Source organism: Bradyrhizobium vignae (genome assembly GCF_004114425.1).
Taxonomy (GTDB): domain Bacteria; phylum Pseudomonadota; class Alphaproteobacteria; order Rhizobiales; family Xanthobacteraceae; genus Bradyrhizobium; species Bradyrhizobium vignae.
The window spans coordinates 139,667-155,726 of record NZ_RDQF01000015.1 but is presented as its reverse complement, the minus strand read 5'-3'; the positions used below and the strand labels follow the sequence as shown (position 1 = coordinate 155,726).

The window sequence follows — 16,060 nt, the reverse complement described above, 5'->3', positions numbered from 1 at the left end:
GCGCGGAGCTCTCCCTGCTCCGCATCCTTGGCGGACCACTGCTTCGTCGCTCCCCTGCGGCGAAGCCCTTTTATTCGAGGTGCCGATGCTCGATGTGCCCCACGCAACCACGACCGAACACAGCGAGACCCAATTCGATCTCCGCAAGGAGGCTGAAGCGGCCGGGATCACCGATACGCTGCAACAGCTCGATCAGGAGCTGATCGGGCTCAAGCCGGTGAGGAACCGCGTGCGCCAGATCGCCTCGTTGCTGCTGATCGAGCGCATCCGGCAGCGCGCGGGCCTTGCCGCCGCACCGCCGACGCTGCACATGTCGTTCACGGGCAATCCCGGCACAGGCAAGACGACCGTCGCGCTGCGCATGGCCAAGATCCTGCACGGCCTCGGCTTCGTGCGCCGCGGGCAGGTGATCTCGGTGACGCGCGACGACCTCGTCGGTCAGTATATCGGTCACACCGCGCCGAAGACCAAGGAGATCTTGAAAAAGGCGATGGGCGGCGTGCTGTTCATCGATGAGGCCTATTACCTGCATCGTCCCGACAACGAGCGCGACTATGGCCAGGAATCGATCGAGATCCTGCTCCAGGTGATGGAGAACCAGCGCGAGGACCTCGTCGTGATCCTCGCCGGCTATGGCGAGCGGATGACGAGCTTCTTCGCCTCGAATCCCGGCTTCCGCTCGCGGATCGCCCACCACATCGAATTTCCGGATTATTCGGAAGCCGAGCTGCTCGTCATCGCCGAGCTGATGCTGAAGGAGCGGGGTTATCGCTTCTCGGCAGCGGCACGCGAGGCGTTCGAGAAATACATCGCGCTGCGCCGGACCCAACCGTTCTTCTCCAACGCGCGCTCGGTCCGCAACGCGGTCGATCGCATCCGCCTGCGGCAGGCCGATCGCCTGGTGTCCGATCTCGACCGCATGCTCGATGTCGCCGACCTCGAAACCATCGACCCGGCGGATGTCCTCGCAAGCCGCGTCTTCAGCGGTGGTCCGGTTGCGGAAAGGAGCGTGAGGGCATGAGCAGCGAGATCCTTGTTGCCCCCTCGATCCTGGCCGCCGACTTCGCGCGTCTCGGTGAGGAGATCGCGGCCATCGATGCCGCCGGCGCCGATTGGATCCATTGTGATGTGATGGACGGCCATTTCGTCCCGAACATCAGTTTCGGCGCCGATGTGATCAAAGCGATACGGCCGCTGACGAAGAAGGTTTTCGACGTGCATCTCATGATCGCGCCGGTTGATCCCTACCTCGAGGCGTTCGCGAAGGCAGGCGCTGACGTCATCACGGTCCATGCCGAAGCGGGGCCGCATCTCGACCGCTCGCTCCAGGCGATCCGCGCACTCGGCAAGAAAGCGGGCGTCAGCCTGTGCCCCGCGACGCCGGAAAGCGCGATCCAATACGTACTCGACCGTATCGATCTCGTGCTGGTCATGACGGTCAATCCTGGCTTCGGCGGTCAGTCCTTCCTCGAGTCCCAGATCGAGAAGATCAGACGAATTCGAACAATGATCGGCGACCGGCCGATCCGGCTCGAGGTCGATGGCGGCATCACGCGCGACAATGCCGCTGCCGTTGCCGGAGCGGGCGCCGACACGCTGGTGGCGGGATCCGCGGTGTTTCGTGGCAGGGATGGCACTGAATACGCCGCCAACATTGCGGCCATCCGCCTCGCGGCCGAGACGGCGCGGGTTGCAGGATTGCACGACATTTCCGCGCAACCGGCACGTGCCAGGGAGTCTGCGCGTATCCGGTAGATTACGGATGACACGCGGCCTCAGCGCCGCTCTGCTCTGAGGAAATCTTTCCGGCGGACGTGGCCCGCATGGTCACCGAGCAGGACCGCCGGGTTATCGCGAGCGGCATGCCGATGTTCCTCGAGGAGCATCTGCTCGAAGTCGGCGAAGGCCGCGACCGCGTCGTCAATTCACGCAAAATGCTGATCGCGGATGGCGACGGGAATCCGCAATACTTGGTTGGCGTGATCGAGGACGTCACGGAGCGCGTCACCACCCGGCAGCGCATCAGCCATCTCGCGCATCATGACGTGCTGGCTGACCTGCCGAACCGCAGCGCCTCCAATGCGGCGCTCGCCGAGCGGTTGAAGCGGGCGGGGGAGGCGGCGACCAGAGCCTCGATCTCGACCGCTTCAAGGAGGTCAACGACGTGTTCGGTCACCCCGTCGGCGACCTGCTGATGCGAGCGGCGGCTGACCGACTTGCCACGGAAGCCGAAGGCGCCTTCGTCGCCCGCATCGGCGGCGACGAGTTCATGGTCTTGATGCCCGAGGACGCGCGCCGTGAGGACGTTCTGGTGCTGGCTGAACGCCTGGTCGAGACGATCGGCCAGGGAGCTGGAGGTCGACGACTATCTCTCCAACGTAGGCCTCAGCGTCGGCATCGCGTTCTGCAGTCGTTCCCGTTCGACAAGATCAAGCTCGAGGTTCCAGGCGTCCGCCGGCGCTATTTGGAACTTGGGTCTGACGACCAAGTTCAAGTGCGGGGGCGCAGCAAATCTTTTGCACAACCGCCATCGACCTGACGCAAATCAGGGCAATAACCCTTAGCAAGCGAGGGAGGGTCTCATGGAGAACGTACGTCGCTACCGGGCGCTGGCGTCCCTCTGTCGCCAGCAGGCGGCCTATCGGCCGCTCCAGAATTGGGAACTGCTCGGCCGGGCCGAACATTTCGAACATCTCGCCGAAATCGAGCTGAAGGCGCATTTCGACGCCTGCAATGTGCAACGCGACAAGGACGCCGCCGCGCCCACGACATGGGAAACTCCCGTCGCAGCGTGATGGCGCCATCCGGCACGGCTCAATGCGACATCAGCGTCGGGACCGTCATGGCATCCAGCATGGCGCGGGTGACGCCGCCGAGAACGCGCTCCTGCAACCGCGAGTGGCCGTACCCGCCCATCACCAGGAGATCGAGACTCTCGTCCGCCGCCAGTGACAGGATGGTCGGTTGAATGTCGGCGCGCGTTGCCGAGAGGGCGACCGTGCGGGTCGACAGTCCGCGCCGGCGGAGATGTTTTGTCAGACTGTTCGCTGACGCTTCGTTGGAGGCGGCCTCGGTCTCGTTGATGGTGATGATCACGATCTCTGCGGCGCGCGCCAGGAACGGTGCTGCGTCGCGCACAGCGCGGGCAGCGAGGCGGCTGCCATCCCAGCAGATGCCGATCCGGTTTGCCTTGAAGGCTCCACGGAAGGTGTAGGGTAGGAACAGGACCGGGCCGCCCGCCTGGAACAGGATCTCGCGTGGCATGTCGTTGTCGAACGAGCCTTGCGTCGGATCAGGCTGAAGCACGACGCTGAGGTCGTGCAGTCGCGCCATCTCGCCGAGCGAGCCGGCTGCATCCGCCGGGATCGAGCCGAGTGCGTGGCTGGCGTAGGAGATGCCGGCGTTCGCCGCCTCGCTCTTGAACACCGCGAGCGCGGCCTCGGCCCGCTCCACGGCGCGCTCGCGTTCCAGTTCGAACACGGCCGCCACCGTGGCGCCGCCTTCCATCACGTAAGCTGCACTGGTTGCGACATAGCCGACCGCGACCGCGTCGAGATGCGCGTTGAGTTTCGCCGCGAGCGAGATCGAGCCGTCGATCGCCGAACGCATGGGACGTTCGGTGGGAATGTGGACGAGAATGTCTTTGTACATGGCGCGCCTCCAGTGGACATCATCCGGTGGTTGCAGTTTTTCACTGCGCGAAGGACCCGTGTTGAGCTGCATCAAACGGCTGCTTGCTGCGCCTGCTCCCCCATTCTTTGCCGAGATTTAATCGGGTGGACGGGACGCCGTAAGGTAGCAACGACCATGTTGAGGGCAAGGCGACACCAGCTCAACATGGACATTTCGACATGAACGATCGCATCAATTCCAACATTACCACGTCTCGCAAGATCTTGCGGCCGCGCCGGCTCGTGCTGCTCGGCACCGTGGCCGCGCTCGGCGTGGCCGCCCTGTCAGTTGCCCCAGGCACTTCGCCGTTCGGGATGAACTCCTTCATTGCGCCGGCTCAAGCTGCGGAAGCCGTCGCAACACCGCCGGGCTTCGGCGATCTGGTCAGCAAGGTCAAACCCGCGGTGATCTCGGTGCGGGTCAAGATCGACCGGGACAACGACAAGAGCGCGATGCTGCAGCAGAACCGGATGGACCAGGACGAGGCTTCTCCGTTCGACCAGTTCTCGCGGGAGTTCGGCTTCCGCTTCCCGGGTGGCACGAACGGCGTGCCGCACCGCCACCAGGTCATCACCGGCGAAGGCTCCGGCTTCTTCATCTCCGCTGACGGCTATGCCGTGACCAACAACCACGTCGTCGACCATGCCGAGTCCGTCCAGGTGACGACCGATGACGGCACCATCTACACCGCAAAAGTGGTCGGCACCGATCCGAAGACCGACCTTGCCCTGATCAAGGTCGACGGCAAGAAGGACTTTCCGTTCGTCAAGTTCTCCGACCAGAAGCCGCGCATCGGCGACTGGGTGGTCGCGGTCGGCAACCCCTTCGGTCTTGGCGGCACTGTGACCGCCGGCATCGTCTCGGCCAGCGGCCGGGATATCGGCAACGGTCCCTATGACGACTTCATCCAGATCGATGCGCCCATCAACAAGGGCAATTCCGGCGGGCCGGCTTTCGACATGAACGGCAACGTCATCGGCGTGAACACTGCGATCTTCTCGCCCTCGGGCGGCTCGGTCGGTATCGGCTTTGACATTCCGGCTTCGACCGCCAAGCTCGTCGTCGCGCAGTTGAAGGAGAAGGGCGCGGTGACGCGCGGCTGGCTCGGCGTTCAGGTGCAGCCGGTGACGGCCGAGATCGCCGACAGCCTCGGCCTGAAGCAGGCGCGCGGCGCCATCGTCGACAATCCGCAGGACGGCAGCCCGGCGGCCAAGGCCGGCATCGAAGCGGGCGACGTCATCACCGCCGTCAATGGCACCACGATCAAGGACTCCCGCGATCTCGCCCGCACCATCGCCACCTTGGCGCCGGGCACGTCCGTGAAGCTCGATATCTTCCGCAAGGGCGACAGCAAAACGGTGACCCTGACGCTCGGCGAGCTGCCGAACGAACAGCAGGCCGCGAACAAGGCCGATGACGGCAAGATGCAGCCGAGCGCCGGTACGCCGCGCCTCGGGCTTGGTCTGGCTCCAGCCGGCGAGGTGCAGGGCGCCGGCCAGAAGGGCCTCGTCGTCACCGAGGTTGACCCGCAAGGGCCGGCGGCGCAGCGCGGCATCCAGACCGGTGACGTCATCCTCAATGTCGGCGGCAAGGCGGTCAGCAATGTCGGCGAGATGCGTTCGGAGCTGGCGCAGGCCAAAGCGTCGGGCAAGCGCAGCGTTCTGTTGCAGGTCAGAAGCGCGGATGCCACCCGCTTCGTCGCGGTGCCGCTCGCGTAAGGCGAAGCTCGACCGGCGCAAGTCCAGAAAGGCGGCCCTCGGGCCGCCTTTCGCATACGCAATCAAGCTCGCCAAGGCCCGATAACATTCTCGTTAACGGCAGGGACGATGACCCGGTGCGTCCGAAAAAGCCGTGTTCACTGGTCACAGTTCCTCGGTGCCTCTGTGCTCTGCTGCGACGTAGCCGCGGGGCCCAGTTGCAAGCCTGGAACTTCGAACCTTCCCGGCGCCTTGTGGAACTGGCCGGTGGTTCACATTTGATCGGTGCCGACATGGATCGATTGAAGCTCTCGCTGAGGAGTGCGCTGCTCCTGGCGCCATTGGTGCTCTGGCACGGAAACGCGCTCGGGCGCGACGACGGCCGCTACGCCGACTCGCCCCTCAAGCCCTGGTTCGACAGCCTGCGCAGCCATCTGGGTCCGTGCTGCTCGGATGCGGATGGGGTCGCCGTTGCCGATCCAGACTGGGAGTCGCACAACGGGCGTTACCGGGTGCGTCTCGATGGACAGTGGATCGAGGTGCCGGACGAAGCCGTCATCACCGAGCCGAACCGTGCAGGCCGCACCATGGTGTGGCCGGTGAAGACTGCGTTCGGGATTTCGATCCGCTGCTTCATGCCGGGGAGCATGATCTGAGACTGATCAGCGTCAGCGCTTGCTGGATTTGCGCTTCGACGACTTCTTCGACGACGTCCTGGAGGTCTTCTTGGCGCTCTTGCGCTTCGACGCCTTCTTCGGGACCTTCTTGCCCTTCTTGCGTGCCTTCGACAGTCCGATTGCGATCGCTTGCTTGCGGCTCTTCACGCGGCCGCCGCGTCCCCCACGGCCGCTCTTCGCGGTGCCCTTCTTGTAGCGCCGCATCTCGCTTTCGACATCGCCGCCGGCGCTGCGTGAGTAACGGCGTTTCTTTGCCTTGCGTGCCATGCATGTTCTCCCTTGGCCGAAGAAAAACCATTCGGCACGGCCATGGTTCCGGGAGCGCCTATGCAATGTTCCAAACGCGAACCGCTGCCTAGAAGGAATTCGCCAGCTCTATCTCCGCTTCGAGGGCCTGGATGCGCCGTGCGGCCTCGCTAAAGGACAGATCCCGTGCGTATTGGGCGGGTTGATAGGCCTCTTCACTCAGCCGTTTCAGCCTGAGGCCCTGCGCTCGCGTCATCTGCTCGCTCAGGAAAGCCCTGGCATCGTATTGACCTTGAACCTGCATGTCTCTCCTCCTCTCGCCTCCGTCCAGAAATCGTGACTTGACTATATGTTCTTATTTTGTTCTAACAAGGCATGGACAACAGAATTAATGAAATTCGACGTAAAATCAGAGCCTTGAGGCTTGAGATGGCCGACGTCGAGGCGTCGGTGCGCGACCTCGTCGAGCGCGATCACGACTGCACAGAAAGGGCCCTGGCGCAGATGGATCTGCGCCGGAAAATCAACCTCCTGATCGACGAATGGAGGGCGGCTGGTGGCAGCGACGTTCTGCCCGATGTCCGCGACCGGGTGCGCCTTCGTCCCGTGAAGCCAGTCGGCAATCCCGTCCACGCAATCGGACGCCGCTGAGATCTTTGGAAGCGTATGGCGGAGGAAGAGCAGGACCCATACCGGATCTCGCAACTGCCCGTCGAACCGCGATGGCGTTGAGCGTGCGTCCCGGGTGCCGGAAGCGCGTGGATGCCGGATCCTGACAGCTCGGAGCGTCGAGCAAGGGCCCCGCAGTGGCGGAGCCCTCCATGGATTACGGGGAGCGCCTATTTGGTGTTGGTCATGCCGCCTTTGTTCGTCATGGTGCCGCCCTGATCGGACCCGGGACCAGAGCCGCCTTGGCCGGAAGGATCCGCGCCCCGGGTAGACTTGGTATTGGCGCCGGTGGTCTGCGACGATGACATCGAGGATCCGTGCTTGGCCTTATGCGACTTCGCCTGGGCGGCGAACGGCGCGGCGGCTAGGCCGGTTGCCAACATTACGGCGAGAGCGAGCTTGGTCGTCTTCATGCGGGAAACTCCCTGAGTTGAATTGACGCAGGCAGCCAACCGCTATTCGCCGCAGGAGTTCCCAACAAAGCATTTCCACGCGTCACGCACGCTTCAAGATTGCTTGTCCTCTGCGAGGATGAACACGACGCCAGTGAGCGTTGCGCCGATCGCGAACGTCGTCACCAAGGTGAGGACGAAGACCACAACGGCTTGGCTTCCGCCGTTATTGAGCAGGTTGGCCACGGCCCGATTGGACAGGACGAGCGCGAGGCTGAAGATGAGGCCGAGGGCTGCGCCCATCATCGCATGCGTCATCAGCTTGATAAGGCCGCTGGCAGAGATCAGCTCAGACGACTTCTTGGTGCGCATGGGACTGAATCCCGAACTGGCATGCCAACGCACGCGCAATTGCCGGGTTCCACCAGATCGAACGAATTTGTCGTCACTCGCTTCATCCGACGTTCATGCCGGGCTTGCGAGGATGGGTGTCATCAAAACGGGAATATCGATATGGGTAAGGTAGTCTTTCTTTACCGCTCGCTGGCCTATCGTAGCGCGGCCGTGGACATCTTGCGCAAAGCCCGCAGGCTGCCGCGCGGAGCAGAGCGAAATGCGGCACGCCGCTACGCCAGGGCGTTGCGCGATCTCGCCCGAACGGAGGCCTGGCTGGAAGGACGGGTCGCGCGCGAACCGCGGATGGCCCGGCGGGTGACGAGCGCAGCGTCCGGTTAGCCGGATGCGCGCTGCAATTCGGCGGAGCCAGCGGTATCGAATTTGCCGGGTGCGCTGGTCGCCGTCTTGCGTGTCAACGGCACCTCCAGGCGGCACAACAGGCCTTCGGCTCGCCAATCGAACTGCGCCTGTCCGCCAAGCTGGGACTCGATGCTCGCAAGCAGGCTCCGCGTGCCGAAGCCGCGCGATTTCGGTGTCATGACCAGCGGACCGCCCGACTCCTCCCAACACAGCGTGAGCAGTTCGTCCTCGACCTGCCAATCGATCGCGAGCCGTCCCGATCGGGTCGAGAGCGCGCCATACTTTGCCGAGTTGGTGAAGAGCTCATGCAGTGCGAGTGCCAGCGTCTGGGCCGTTGCCGGCATCAACTGAACTTCGGGACCTGCCAATCTGATCTGGTCGCCGAGCGAATAGGGCGCAAGCTCCTCGTCGATCAACTTGGAGAGCTCAGCGCCCTGCCAACTCGACAGCGACAGGATGGTATGCACGCGCGCCAGTGCATTGATGCGCCCCTCCACCGCGTTGACATAGGCCTTGACCTCGTCGGCCCGCGTGAGGCGCACGATCGACTGCGCCAGCGCCAGCGCATTCTTGGCGCGGTGATCGACTTCCCGCGCGAGGAGGTTCTGCCGCTCTTCGGCGCGCTTGCGTTCTGTGATGTCGACGGTGACGCCGCTGACGCGCACCACGCGCCCGCTCTCGTCGACCGTCGCGGCCGCCGTGCCGACGCACCAGCGCACCTCGCCGTCGGGCCGCACGATGCGGAACTCTGTTTCATAGGCGCGCGTGCCCTTGTTGAATTCGGCGATCGCTTTGCGCAATTGATCGACGTCATCGGGGTGCAACAGCGCCTGAACGTTGGCCGGATTGACCTCGAAGCTCTCCGGGCTGACGCCGAAGATGCGGTATTGCCCCTCGTCCCACATCCAGTCGCCGCTGATCCAGTCCCAGTCCCAGGACCCCATCTTGCCGGCAGCGATCGCCATGCTGCGCCGCTGCTCACTCTCGCGCAGCTTCGCGGTGGAGCTCTCCAGTTCCGCGGTGCGTGCGCGGACGCGGTCCTCCAGCTCATGATTCAGCCGTTCGAGCTCGCGCGTCTTGCGGTAGAGCTCGGCAAACACCTTGATCTTGGCGCGCAGCACTTCCGGCACGACCGGTACCGGGACGTAATCGACCGCGCCCATCTCGTAGCCGCGCAACCGGTCGATGTCGCTGACCTGGATGGCCGAGATGAAGATCATCGCGGTCTTCTGGAAGCGCGGATGCTCGCGGATCATCGCGGCGAGCTCGAAGCCATCGAGCTCGGGCATGCAGACGTCGACCAGGATCACCGCGATCTCGGTCTTGAGCAGAACCTCCAGCGCCTCGCGCCCCGAGGAGGCGATCACGAGGTTCTCGCCGAGATCCTTCAGAATCACCTCATAGGCGAGCAGCTTGGCGGGCTGATCGTCGACGAGGAGGATGTTGACCTTTTCGTGGTCCATTCGCGGATCCAACTCAGCGGTGCAGCCACATGCGGATCGCAAGCAGCAATTGGTCGGTGTTGACGGGCTTGGCGAGGTAGTCGGACGCGCCGGCTTCGAGGCACTTCTCGCGGTCGCCCTTCATCGCCTTGGCGGTCAATGCGATGATCGGAACACGGGCGAAGGCCGGGTTCTCGCGGATCACGCCGATGGTCTGATAGCCATCCATCTGCGGCATCATGATGTCCATCAGCACGATCGCGATCTCCGGATTGGATTCGACCAGTGTTACCGCCTCGCTGCCGGTCGTCGCCGTCAGGACCTTCATGCCGCGTCGTTCCAGCACGCTCGACAGGGCGAAGATGTTGCGGGCGTCGTCGTCGACGAGCAGTGCGGTCTTGCCGATCAGGTCCTCGTCGGAACTGTTCAGCTTCTCCAGCATACGCTGCTTCTCGATCGGCAGTTCCGTGATCACGCGGTGCAGGAACAGCGCGGTCTCGTCGAGCAGGCGTTCCGGCGACTCCACCCCCTTGACCACGATGCTGCGTGCCATGGTGTGGAGCTCGGCATCCTCTTCCGCCGACAGCTCGCGTCCGGTGAACACCACGACCGGAATGTTCGACAGCGTCTCGTCATTGCGGATCTGATCAAGCACCTCGAATCCGCTCATGTCGGGCAGCCGCAGGTCGAGCACCACGCAATCGCAGGGCTGCTCGCGCAGCGTCGAGAGCGCGCCGGCCCCGGTATCCGCGGCCAGGATCTCGATGTCGTCGTGGTGCAGGAGCTCGCGGATCGAGAGCTGCTCGGCCTCGTTGTCCTCGACTATCAGCAGCCGCTTGCGCCGCGGCCGCGCATATTCCTTGATCTGCGTCAGTGCGGCCGATACGCCCTCGGTGGTCGTCGGCTTGTTGACGAATGAGAACGCGCCGCGTGCCAGCGCATGCTGGCGGTCCTCGTCGAGCGTAATGATCTGCACGGGGATGTGGCGGGTGAGCGGATTGTGCTTGAGCTGGCTCAGCACGGTCCAGCCGAGCATGTCGGGCAGGAACACGTCGAGCGAGACGGCCGTCGGCTGGTACTGCTTGGCCAGATCCAGGGCCTCGGCGCCCCGGGCAGCGACCAAGACCTTGAAGCCCTTGTCACGGGCCAGATCGACCAGCACACGGGCATAATGCGGGTCGTCCTCGACGATCAGGAGGATGGTGTCGCCAGGCTCGAGGTTAAGCCGGTCGTCGGGAAGCTGCTCGATGACGCGCTGCTGGTCAGGCACGGCCGGCTGTAGTGCCGGCGGCTGGCTGTATTGCTGTGACGCCGGCGCGGCTCGCGACGCGAGCGTCGGGCCGGAATATTTCAACGGCAGATACAGCGTGAAAGACGAGCCCTTGCCCGGCGCGCTGCGCAGGTGGATCTCGCCTCCGAGCAGGCTCGCGAGCTCGCGGCTGATCGCGAGCCCGAGTCCGGTGCCGCCATATTTTCGGCTGGTGCCGGCGTCCGCCTGCTGGAATGCCTCGAAGATCAGCTTCTGCTTCTCCAGGGGAATGCCGATGCCGGTATCGGACACTTCGAAGGCGATCACGGCCGGCGCGGAGTTCAGCACCGGGTGGTCGATCCCCCAGCCGCCGACCGCGCCGGCGACCTTCAGGCGCACTTCGCCTTCGGCGGTGAACTTGAAGGCGTTGGAGAGCAGGTTCTTCAGGACCTGCTGCAGGCGCTTGGAATCGGTGACGATGCTGCGTGGCAGGTTCGGATCGACATCGATCTTGAACGACAGATTGCGGTTGTCTGCCTCGTGCCGGAACGGCCGGCCGACGGTCTCGAGCAGGTTCGCGGTCAGGATCTCCTCGGCGTCGACCGTCACCGTGCCGGACTCGATCTTGGAGAGATCGAGAATGTCGCTGATGAGGTTGAGCAGGTCGGTGCCGGCGCCATGGATGGTGCGGGCGAATTCGACCTGTTTGGCAGAGAGGTTGCCGTCGGGGTTGTCGCTCAGCTGCTGTCCGAGGATCAGGATCGAATTCAGCGGTGTGCGCAGCTCGTGGCTCATATTGGCGAGGAATTCGGACTTGTATTTCGAGGTCAGCGCGAGCTCGGTCGCCTTCTCCTCGAGCGCGCGGCGGGCCTGCTCGATCTCCTGGTTCTTGCGTTCGACCTCGACATTGCGCTCGGCGAGCTGCTGCGCCTTCTGCTCGAGCTGGTCGTTGGTCTGCTGCAATTCGCGCTGCTGGGTCTGCAACTCGCCGGCGAGCTGCTGCGACTGCTTCAGCAGACCTTCCGTCTGCATCGTCGCTTCGATCGAATTGAGCACGATGCCGATGGAGTCGGTGAGCTGCTCCAGGAACGTCATTTGCGAGGTCGTGAAGGAGGTGAGCGAGGCGAGCTCGATCACGGCCTTGACCTGGCCTTCGAACAGAACCGGCAGCACGACGAGGTTCTTCGGGGCGACACGGAACAATGCGGAATTGATCGGCACCACGTCCGTCGGAATGTCCGCAACGACCCGCGGGCGCCTGTCGAGCGCGCACTGGCCGATCAGGCCCTCGCCGAACTGCAGCACGCGTTGATAGGGAAAGACGCCGTCGCTGGCGTAAGAGGCGAGCAGCAGGAGCTGCGGGTTGTTCTCGTTCTCGACCTGGTAGATCACGCCGGTATGCGCGTTCACCAGCGGCGACAATTCGGTAAGCAGCAGACGGCCGACGGTGGTGAGGTCGCGCTGGCCCTGGAGCATGTTGGTGAATTTCGCCAGGTTCGTCTTCAGCCAATCCTGCTCGGTGTTCAGCTCGGTCGTGAGCCGCAGGTTGGTGATCATCGTGTTGATGTTGTCCTTGAGCTCCGCGACCTCGCCGCGGGCATCGACCTGGATCGAGCGCGTCAGGTCGCCCTTGGTCACGGCGGTGGCCACTTCCGCGATGGCGCGCACCTGTGAGGTGAGGTTGGCCGCCAGAAGGTTCACGTTGCCGGTGAGATCCTTCCAGGTGCCGGCTGCGCCGGGCACGTTGGCCTGGCCGCCGAGCCGGCCTTCGACGCCGACCTCGCGCGCCACCGACGTCACCTGATCGGCGAAGGTCGCGAGCGTCTCGGTCATGTTGTTGATGGTCTCGGCGAGCGCCGCGACCTCGCCCTTCGATTTCACAGTGAGGTTCTGCTTGAGGTCGCCGTTGGCGACGGCGGTCACCACCTTGACGATGCCGCGCACCTGCTCGGTCAGGTTCGCCGCCATGAAGTTGACGGTGTCGGTGAGATCCTTCCATGTGCCGGCGACGCCGGGCACCTGTGCCTGGCCGCCCAGCTTGCCCTCGGTGCCGACCTCGCGGGCCACGCGCGTCACTTCGCCGGCGAAGGCGTTGAGCTGGTCCACCATGGTGTTGATGGTGTTCTTCAGCTCGAGGATCTCGCCCTTCACGTCGACGGTGATCTTGCGGGAGAGGTCGCCGCGCGCGACCGCCGTGGTCACTTCGGCGATGTTGCGGACCTGCGTGGTGAGGTTCGCAGCCAGGAGGTTGACGTTGTCGGTGAGGTCCTTCCAGGTGCCGCCGACGCCGGGCACGACGGCCTGACCGCCGAGCCGTCCCTCGGTGCCGACCTCGCGCGCGACACGCGTGACTTCGGCGGCGAAGGAGCGGAGCTGCTCGACCATCGTGTTCAGCGTGTCCTTCAAGAGAAGGATCTCGCCGCGCACGTCCACCGTGATCTTCTTCGAGAGGTCGCCGCCGGCGATGGCGGTCGCGACCTCGGCGATGTTGCGGACCTGGGCCGTCAGGTTGGAGGCCATGAAGTTGACGTTGTCGGTGAGGTCCTTCCAGGTGCCGGCAACGCCGGGCACCTCGGCCTGACCGCCGAGCTTGCCTTCGGTGCCGACCTCGCGGGCGACACGCGTGACTTCACCGGCGAAGCCGTTGAGCTGGTCCACCATTGTGTTGATGGTGTTCTTCAGTTCGAGGATTTCCCCCTTCACGTCGACGGTGATCTTGCGGGACAAGTCGCCGCGCGCCACGGCGGTCGTCACTTCGGCGATGTTGCGGACCTGGGCGGTGAGGTTGCCCGCCATCGAGTTCACGCTGTCGGTGAGGTCCTTCCATGTGCCGGCGACGCCGGGCACGTTGGCCTGACCGCCGAGACGGCCTTCGGTGCCGACCTCGCGCGCGACACGCGTGACCTCGCCCGCGAAGCGGTTGAGCTGGTCGACCATCGTGTTCAGCGTGTCCTTGAGCTGAAGGATCTCGCCGCGCACGTCCACAGTGATCTTGCGGGACAGGTCACCACCGGCGATCGCGGTCGCGACTTCGGCGATGTTGCGCACCTGGGCGGTCAGATTGCCCGCCATCGAGTTCACGGAGTCGGTCAAATCCTTCCATGTGCCGGCGACGCCGGGCACGTCGGCCTGGCCGCCGAGCTTGCCGTCGGTGCCGACCTCGCGGGCGACGCGCGTGACTTCGCCGGCGAAGGCGTTGAGCTGGTCGACCATGGTGTTGAGCGTTTCCTTCAGCTGAAGGATCTCGCCCGACACGTTCACCGTGATCTTCTTGGACAAGTCGCCCTTCGCCACCGCCGTCGCGACCTCGGCAATGTTGCGGACCTGACCGGTCAGGTTGGAGGCCATCGAGTTGACGCTGTCGGTGAGGTCCTTCCAGGTGCCGCCGACGCCGCGCACGACGGCCTGGCCGCCGAGCTTGCCTTCGGTGCCGACCTCGCGGGCGACGCGCGTGACTTCGCCGGCGAAGGCGTTGAGCTGGTCCACCATGGTGTTGATGGTGTCTTTCAGCTCCAGAATTTCGCCGCGCACGTCCACGGTGATCTTCTTCGACAGGTCGCCGCCGGCGACCGCCGTCGTCACCTCCGCGATGTTGCGGACCTGCGCGGTCAGGTTCGAGGCCATCGAGTTGACGCTCTCGGTCAGGTCCTTCCAGGTGCCGGCAACGCCGAGCACGTTGGCCTGGCCGCCGAGCCGGCCCTCGGTACCGACCTCGCGGGCGACGCGCGTCACTTCGCCGGCGAAGGCGTTGAGCTGGTCGACCATGGTGTTGAGCGTCTCCTTCAGCTGAAGGATCTCGCCCGACACGTTCACCGTGATCTTCTTCGAGAGGTCGCCGCTTGCGATGGCGGTGGCGACGTCGGCGATGTTGCGGACCTGCGCGGTCAGGTTCGAGGCCATGAAATTGACGTTGTCGGTGAGGTCCTTCCAGGTGCCGGCGACGCCCGGCACCTGGGCCTGGCCGCCGAGCTTGCCTTCAGTGCCGACCTCGCGCGCCACGCGCGTCACTTCCGAGGCGAACGAGTTGAGCTGGTCCACCATCGTGTTGATGGTGTCCTTCAGCTCCAGGATCTCGCCGCGCACATCCACCGTGATCTTGCGTGACAGGTCGCCGCGCGCCACGGCGGTGGTGACGTTGGCGATGTTGCGCACCTGCGCGGTCAGATTGCCGCACATCGCGTTGACGGAGTCGGTGAGGTCCTTCCATGTGCCGGCGACGCCGGGCACGATCGCCTGGCCGCCGAGCTTGCCGTCGGTGCCGACCTCACGCGCCACGCGCGTCACTTCGGAGGCGAACGAGCGGAGCTGGTCCACCATCGTGTTGATGGCTTCCTTGAGCTGAAGGATCTCGCCGCGGACGTCGACCGTGATCTTCTTGGAAAGGTCGCCGTTCGCGACCGCAATCGTCACCTCGGCGATGTTGCGAACCTGGTTGGTCAGGTTGTTCGCCATCGAGTTGACGCTTTCGGTCAGGTCCTTCCAGACGCCGGTCACCTCGGGCACCTGGGCCTGACCGCCGAGCTTGCCCTCGGTGCCGACCTCGCGCGCGACGCGCGTCACCTCGGAGGTGAACACGCCGAGCTGCTTGATCATGGTGTTGACGATGGTCGCCGACTGCAAAAACTCGCCGCCGAGCGGACGGCCATCGACGTCGAGCTTGACGGTCTGGAGTAGGTCACCTTGTGCGACGGCGGCGACCGCGCGAGTCACCTCGCGCGTTGGCCACAAGAGGTCGTCGATCAGCGTGTTGACCGAACCTTCCATGTCGGCCCACGAGCCTGAGGCGAGGCCGAACTTCACGCGCTGGCGGGTCTTGCCTTCGCGCCCCACCACCTGGCCGACCAGCTCGAGCTGCTGCGCCATGCGCTGGTTGGCGGCGATGATTTCGTTGAGAGTGTCGGCAATCTTGCCGTCGATGCCGAGATAGTCGCCGCTCATCCGCACCGAAAAGTCACCGCTGCGCATCGCCTGCAAGGCGAGCAACAGCTCCGCCCGGGAATCCGGCTCCGACGTACCGTTGGTTCTTGGCTTTGGGACGCGACGACCGGAGCGTGATGCAGTTCCGGGATCGAGGTCGCTCATATGATTCCCCCGCAGGCGTCGGCCGAATCCGCGGCAAGACGCGTCTGGTCGAAATGAAAATAGAGCGTCAGCCAAATTCGAAATCAAGCACCAAGGTGCGGCGCTAGGAAATGGAACCCGCTTTGCTCAGCCCGGCCAAGATAACGATGATCATCCGAATTGGTTCCACACCACTTGG

At 64.4% G+C, this 16,060-nt stretch carries 16 protein-coding genes; 9 read left to right on the top strand and 7 right to left on the bottom strand.

Translation table 11 applies throughout. The annotated features are described in order from the left end of the window. Window positions 1-85: 85 nt before the first annotated feature. Genes cbbX through EAV90_RS15740 form a run of 5 tightly spaced genes read left to right on the top strand, consistent with a single transcriptional unit; the run spans window position 86 to window position 2,795 of the window. Window positions 86-1,021: a CbbX protein gene (cbbX, locus tag EAV90_RS15755; protein ID WP_164936958.1), complete on the top strand. Its 936-nt coding sequence runs from the start codon at window positions 86-88 to the stop codon at window positions 1,019-1,021. Further along, window positions 1,018-1,755, top strand: coding sequence for a ribulose-phosphate 3-epimerase (gene rpe / locus EAV90_RS15750; RefSeq protein ID WP_129143911.1), 738 nt, complete (start codon window positions 1,018-1,020; stop codon window positions 1,753-1,755). Before cbbX ends, rpe begins: the two co-directional genes overlap by 4 nt. 44 nt (window positions 1,756-1,799) lie before the next feature. Next, on the top strand, window positions 1,800-2,195 hold the full coding sequence (locus EAV90_RS40590; protein ID WP_430644731.1) for a PAS domain-containing protein: 396 nt from the start codon (window positions 1,800-1,802) through the stop codon (window positions 2,193-2,195). Further along, the gene (locus EAV90_RS40585) at window positions 2,165-2,539 is read left to right on the top strand and encodes a diguanylate cyclase domain-containing protein (RefSeq protein WP_245509533.1); all 375 of its coding nucleotides are present in this window, start codon (window positions 2,165-2,167) and stop codon (window positions 2,537-2,539) included. Before EAV90_RS40590 ends, EAV90_RS40585 begins: the two co-directional genes overlap by 31 nt. A gap of 43 nt (window positions 2,540-2,582) precedes the next feature. After that, a complete protein-coding gene (locus EAV90_RS15740; RefSeq protein ID WP_122404736.1) occupies window positions 2,583-2,795 on the top strand; it encodes a hypothetical protein in 213 nt (70 codons plus the stop codon). Between the two features lie 19 nt (window positions 2,796-2,814). Here the strand turns inward: EAV90_RS15740 and EAV90_RS15735 are convergent, their stop codons facing one another. Continuing rightward, window positions 2,815-3,651, bottom strand: coding sequence for a universal stress protein (locus EAV90_RS15735; protein WP_164936957.1), 837 nt, complete (start codon window positions 3,649-3,651; stop codon window positions 2,815-2,817). A 200-nt stretch (window positions 3,652-3,851) separates the two neighbouring features. On the opposite strand from EAV90_RS15735, the gene EAV90_RS15730 reads away from it, so the two are divergent. Together EAV90_RS15730 and EAV90_RS15725 are read left to right on the top strand one after the other, a co-directional pair. After that, window positions 3,852-5,390 carry a Do family serine endopeptidase gene (locus EAV90_RS15730; RefSeq protein WP_129143909.1) on the top strand — a complete coding sequence of 513 codons (1,539 nt, stop codon included), beginning with the start codon at window positions 3,852-3,854 and terminating at the stop codon, window positions 5,388-5,390. A 272-nt stretch (window positions 5,391-5,662) separates the two neighbouring features. Continuing rightward, entirely contained in the window at window positions 5,663-6,025 is a 363-nt protein-coding gene (locus tag EAV90_RS15725) for a hypothetical protein (RefSeq protein ID WP_122406814.1), read from the top strand. A 12-nt stretch (window positions 6,026-6,037) separates the two neighbouring features. On the opposite strand, the gene EAV90_RS15720 is transcribed toward EAV90_RS15725, so the two are convergent. Then, window positions 6,038-6,313, bottom strand: a complete 276-nt coding sequence (locus EAV90_RS15720) for a DUF6496 domain-containing protein (RefSeq protein WP_122404733.1) — start codon at window positions 6,311-6,313, stop codon at window positions 6,038-6,040. Between the two features lie 88 nt (window positions 6,314-6,401). Continuing rightward, the gene (locus EAV90_RS15715) at window positions 6,402-6,596 is read right to left on the bottom strand and encodes a DUF3072 domain-containing protein (protein ID WP_122404732.1); all 195 of its coding nucleotides are present in this window, start codon (window positions 6,594-6,596) and stop codon (window positions 6,402-6,404) included. Window positions 6,597-6,721: 125 nt separating this feature from the next. Between EAV90_RS15715 and EAV90_RS15710 the strand changes: the two genes are divergently transcribed. Further along, window positions 6,722-6,943, top strand: coding sequence for a hypothetical protein (locus tag EAV90_RS15710; RefSeq protein ID WP_122404731.1), 222 nt, complete (start codon window positions 6,722-6,724; stop codon window positions 6,941-6,943). 188 nt (window positions 6,944-7,131) lie between these two features. Here EAV90_RS15710 and EAV90_RS15705 read toward each other — a convergent pair whose 3' ends face one another. Both EAV90_RS15705 and EAV90_RS15700 read right to left on the bottom strand, forming a co-directional pair. Continuing rightward, the gene (locus EAV90_RS15705) at window positions 7,132-7,374 is read right to left on the bottom strand and encodes a hypothetical protein (RefSeq protein WP_122404730.1); all 243 of its coding nucleotides are present in this window, start codon (window positions 7,372-7,374) and stop codon (window positions 7,132-7,134) included. 93 nt (window positions 7,375-7,467) lie between these two features. Next, the gene (locus tag EAV90_RS15700; protein WP_129143908.1) at window positions 7,468-7,725 is read right to left on the bottom strand and encodes a hypothetical protein; all 258 of its coding nucleotides are present in this window, start codon (window positions 7,723-7,725) and stop codon (window positions 7,468-7,470) included. Between the two features lie 141 nt (window positions 7,726-7,866). Between EAV90_RS15700 and EAV90_RS15695 the strand changes: the two genes are divergently transcribed. Beyond that, window positions 7,867-8,088 (top strand): hypothetical protein, encoded by a 222-nt coding sequence (locus EAV90_RS15695; protein ID WP_122404728.1) that lies wholly within the window; start codon window positions 7,867-7,869, stop codon window positions 8,086-8,088. Here EAV90_RS15695 and EAV90_RS15690 read toward each other — a convergent pair. After that, a complete protein-coding gene (locus EAV90_RS15690; protein ID WP_122404727.1) occupies window positions 8,085-9,572 on the bottom strand; it encodes an HWE histidine kinase domain-containing protein in 1,488 nt (495 codons plus the stop codon). The two genes, EAV90_RS15695 and EAV90_RS15690, sit on opposite strands and share 4 nt — an antisense overlap. 13 nt (window positions 9,573-9,585) lie before the next feature. Beyond that, entirely contained in the window at window positions 9,586-15,882 is a 6,297-nt protein-coding gene (locus EAV90_RS15685) for a HAMP domain-containing protein (RefSeq protein ID WP_129143907.1), read from the bottom strand. Window positions 15,883-16,060 lie beyond the last annotated feature (178 nt).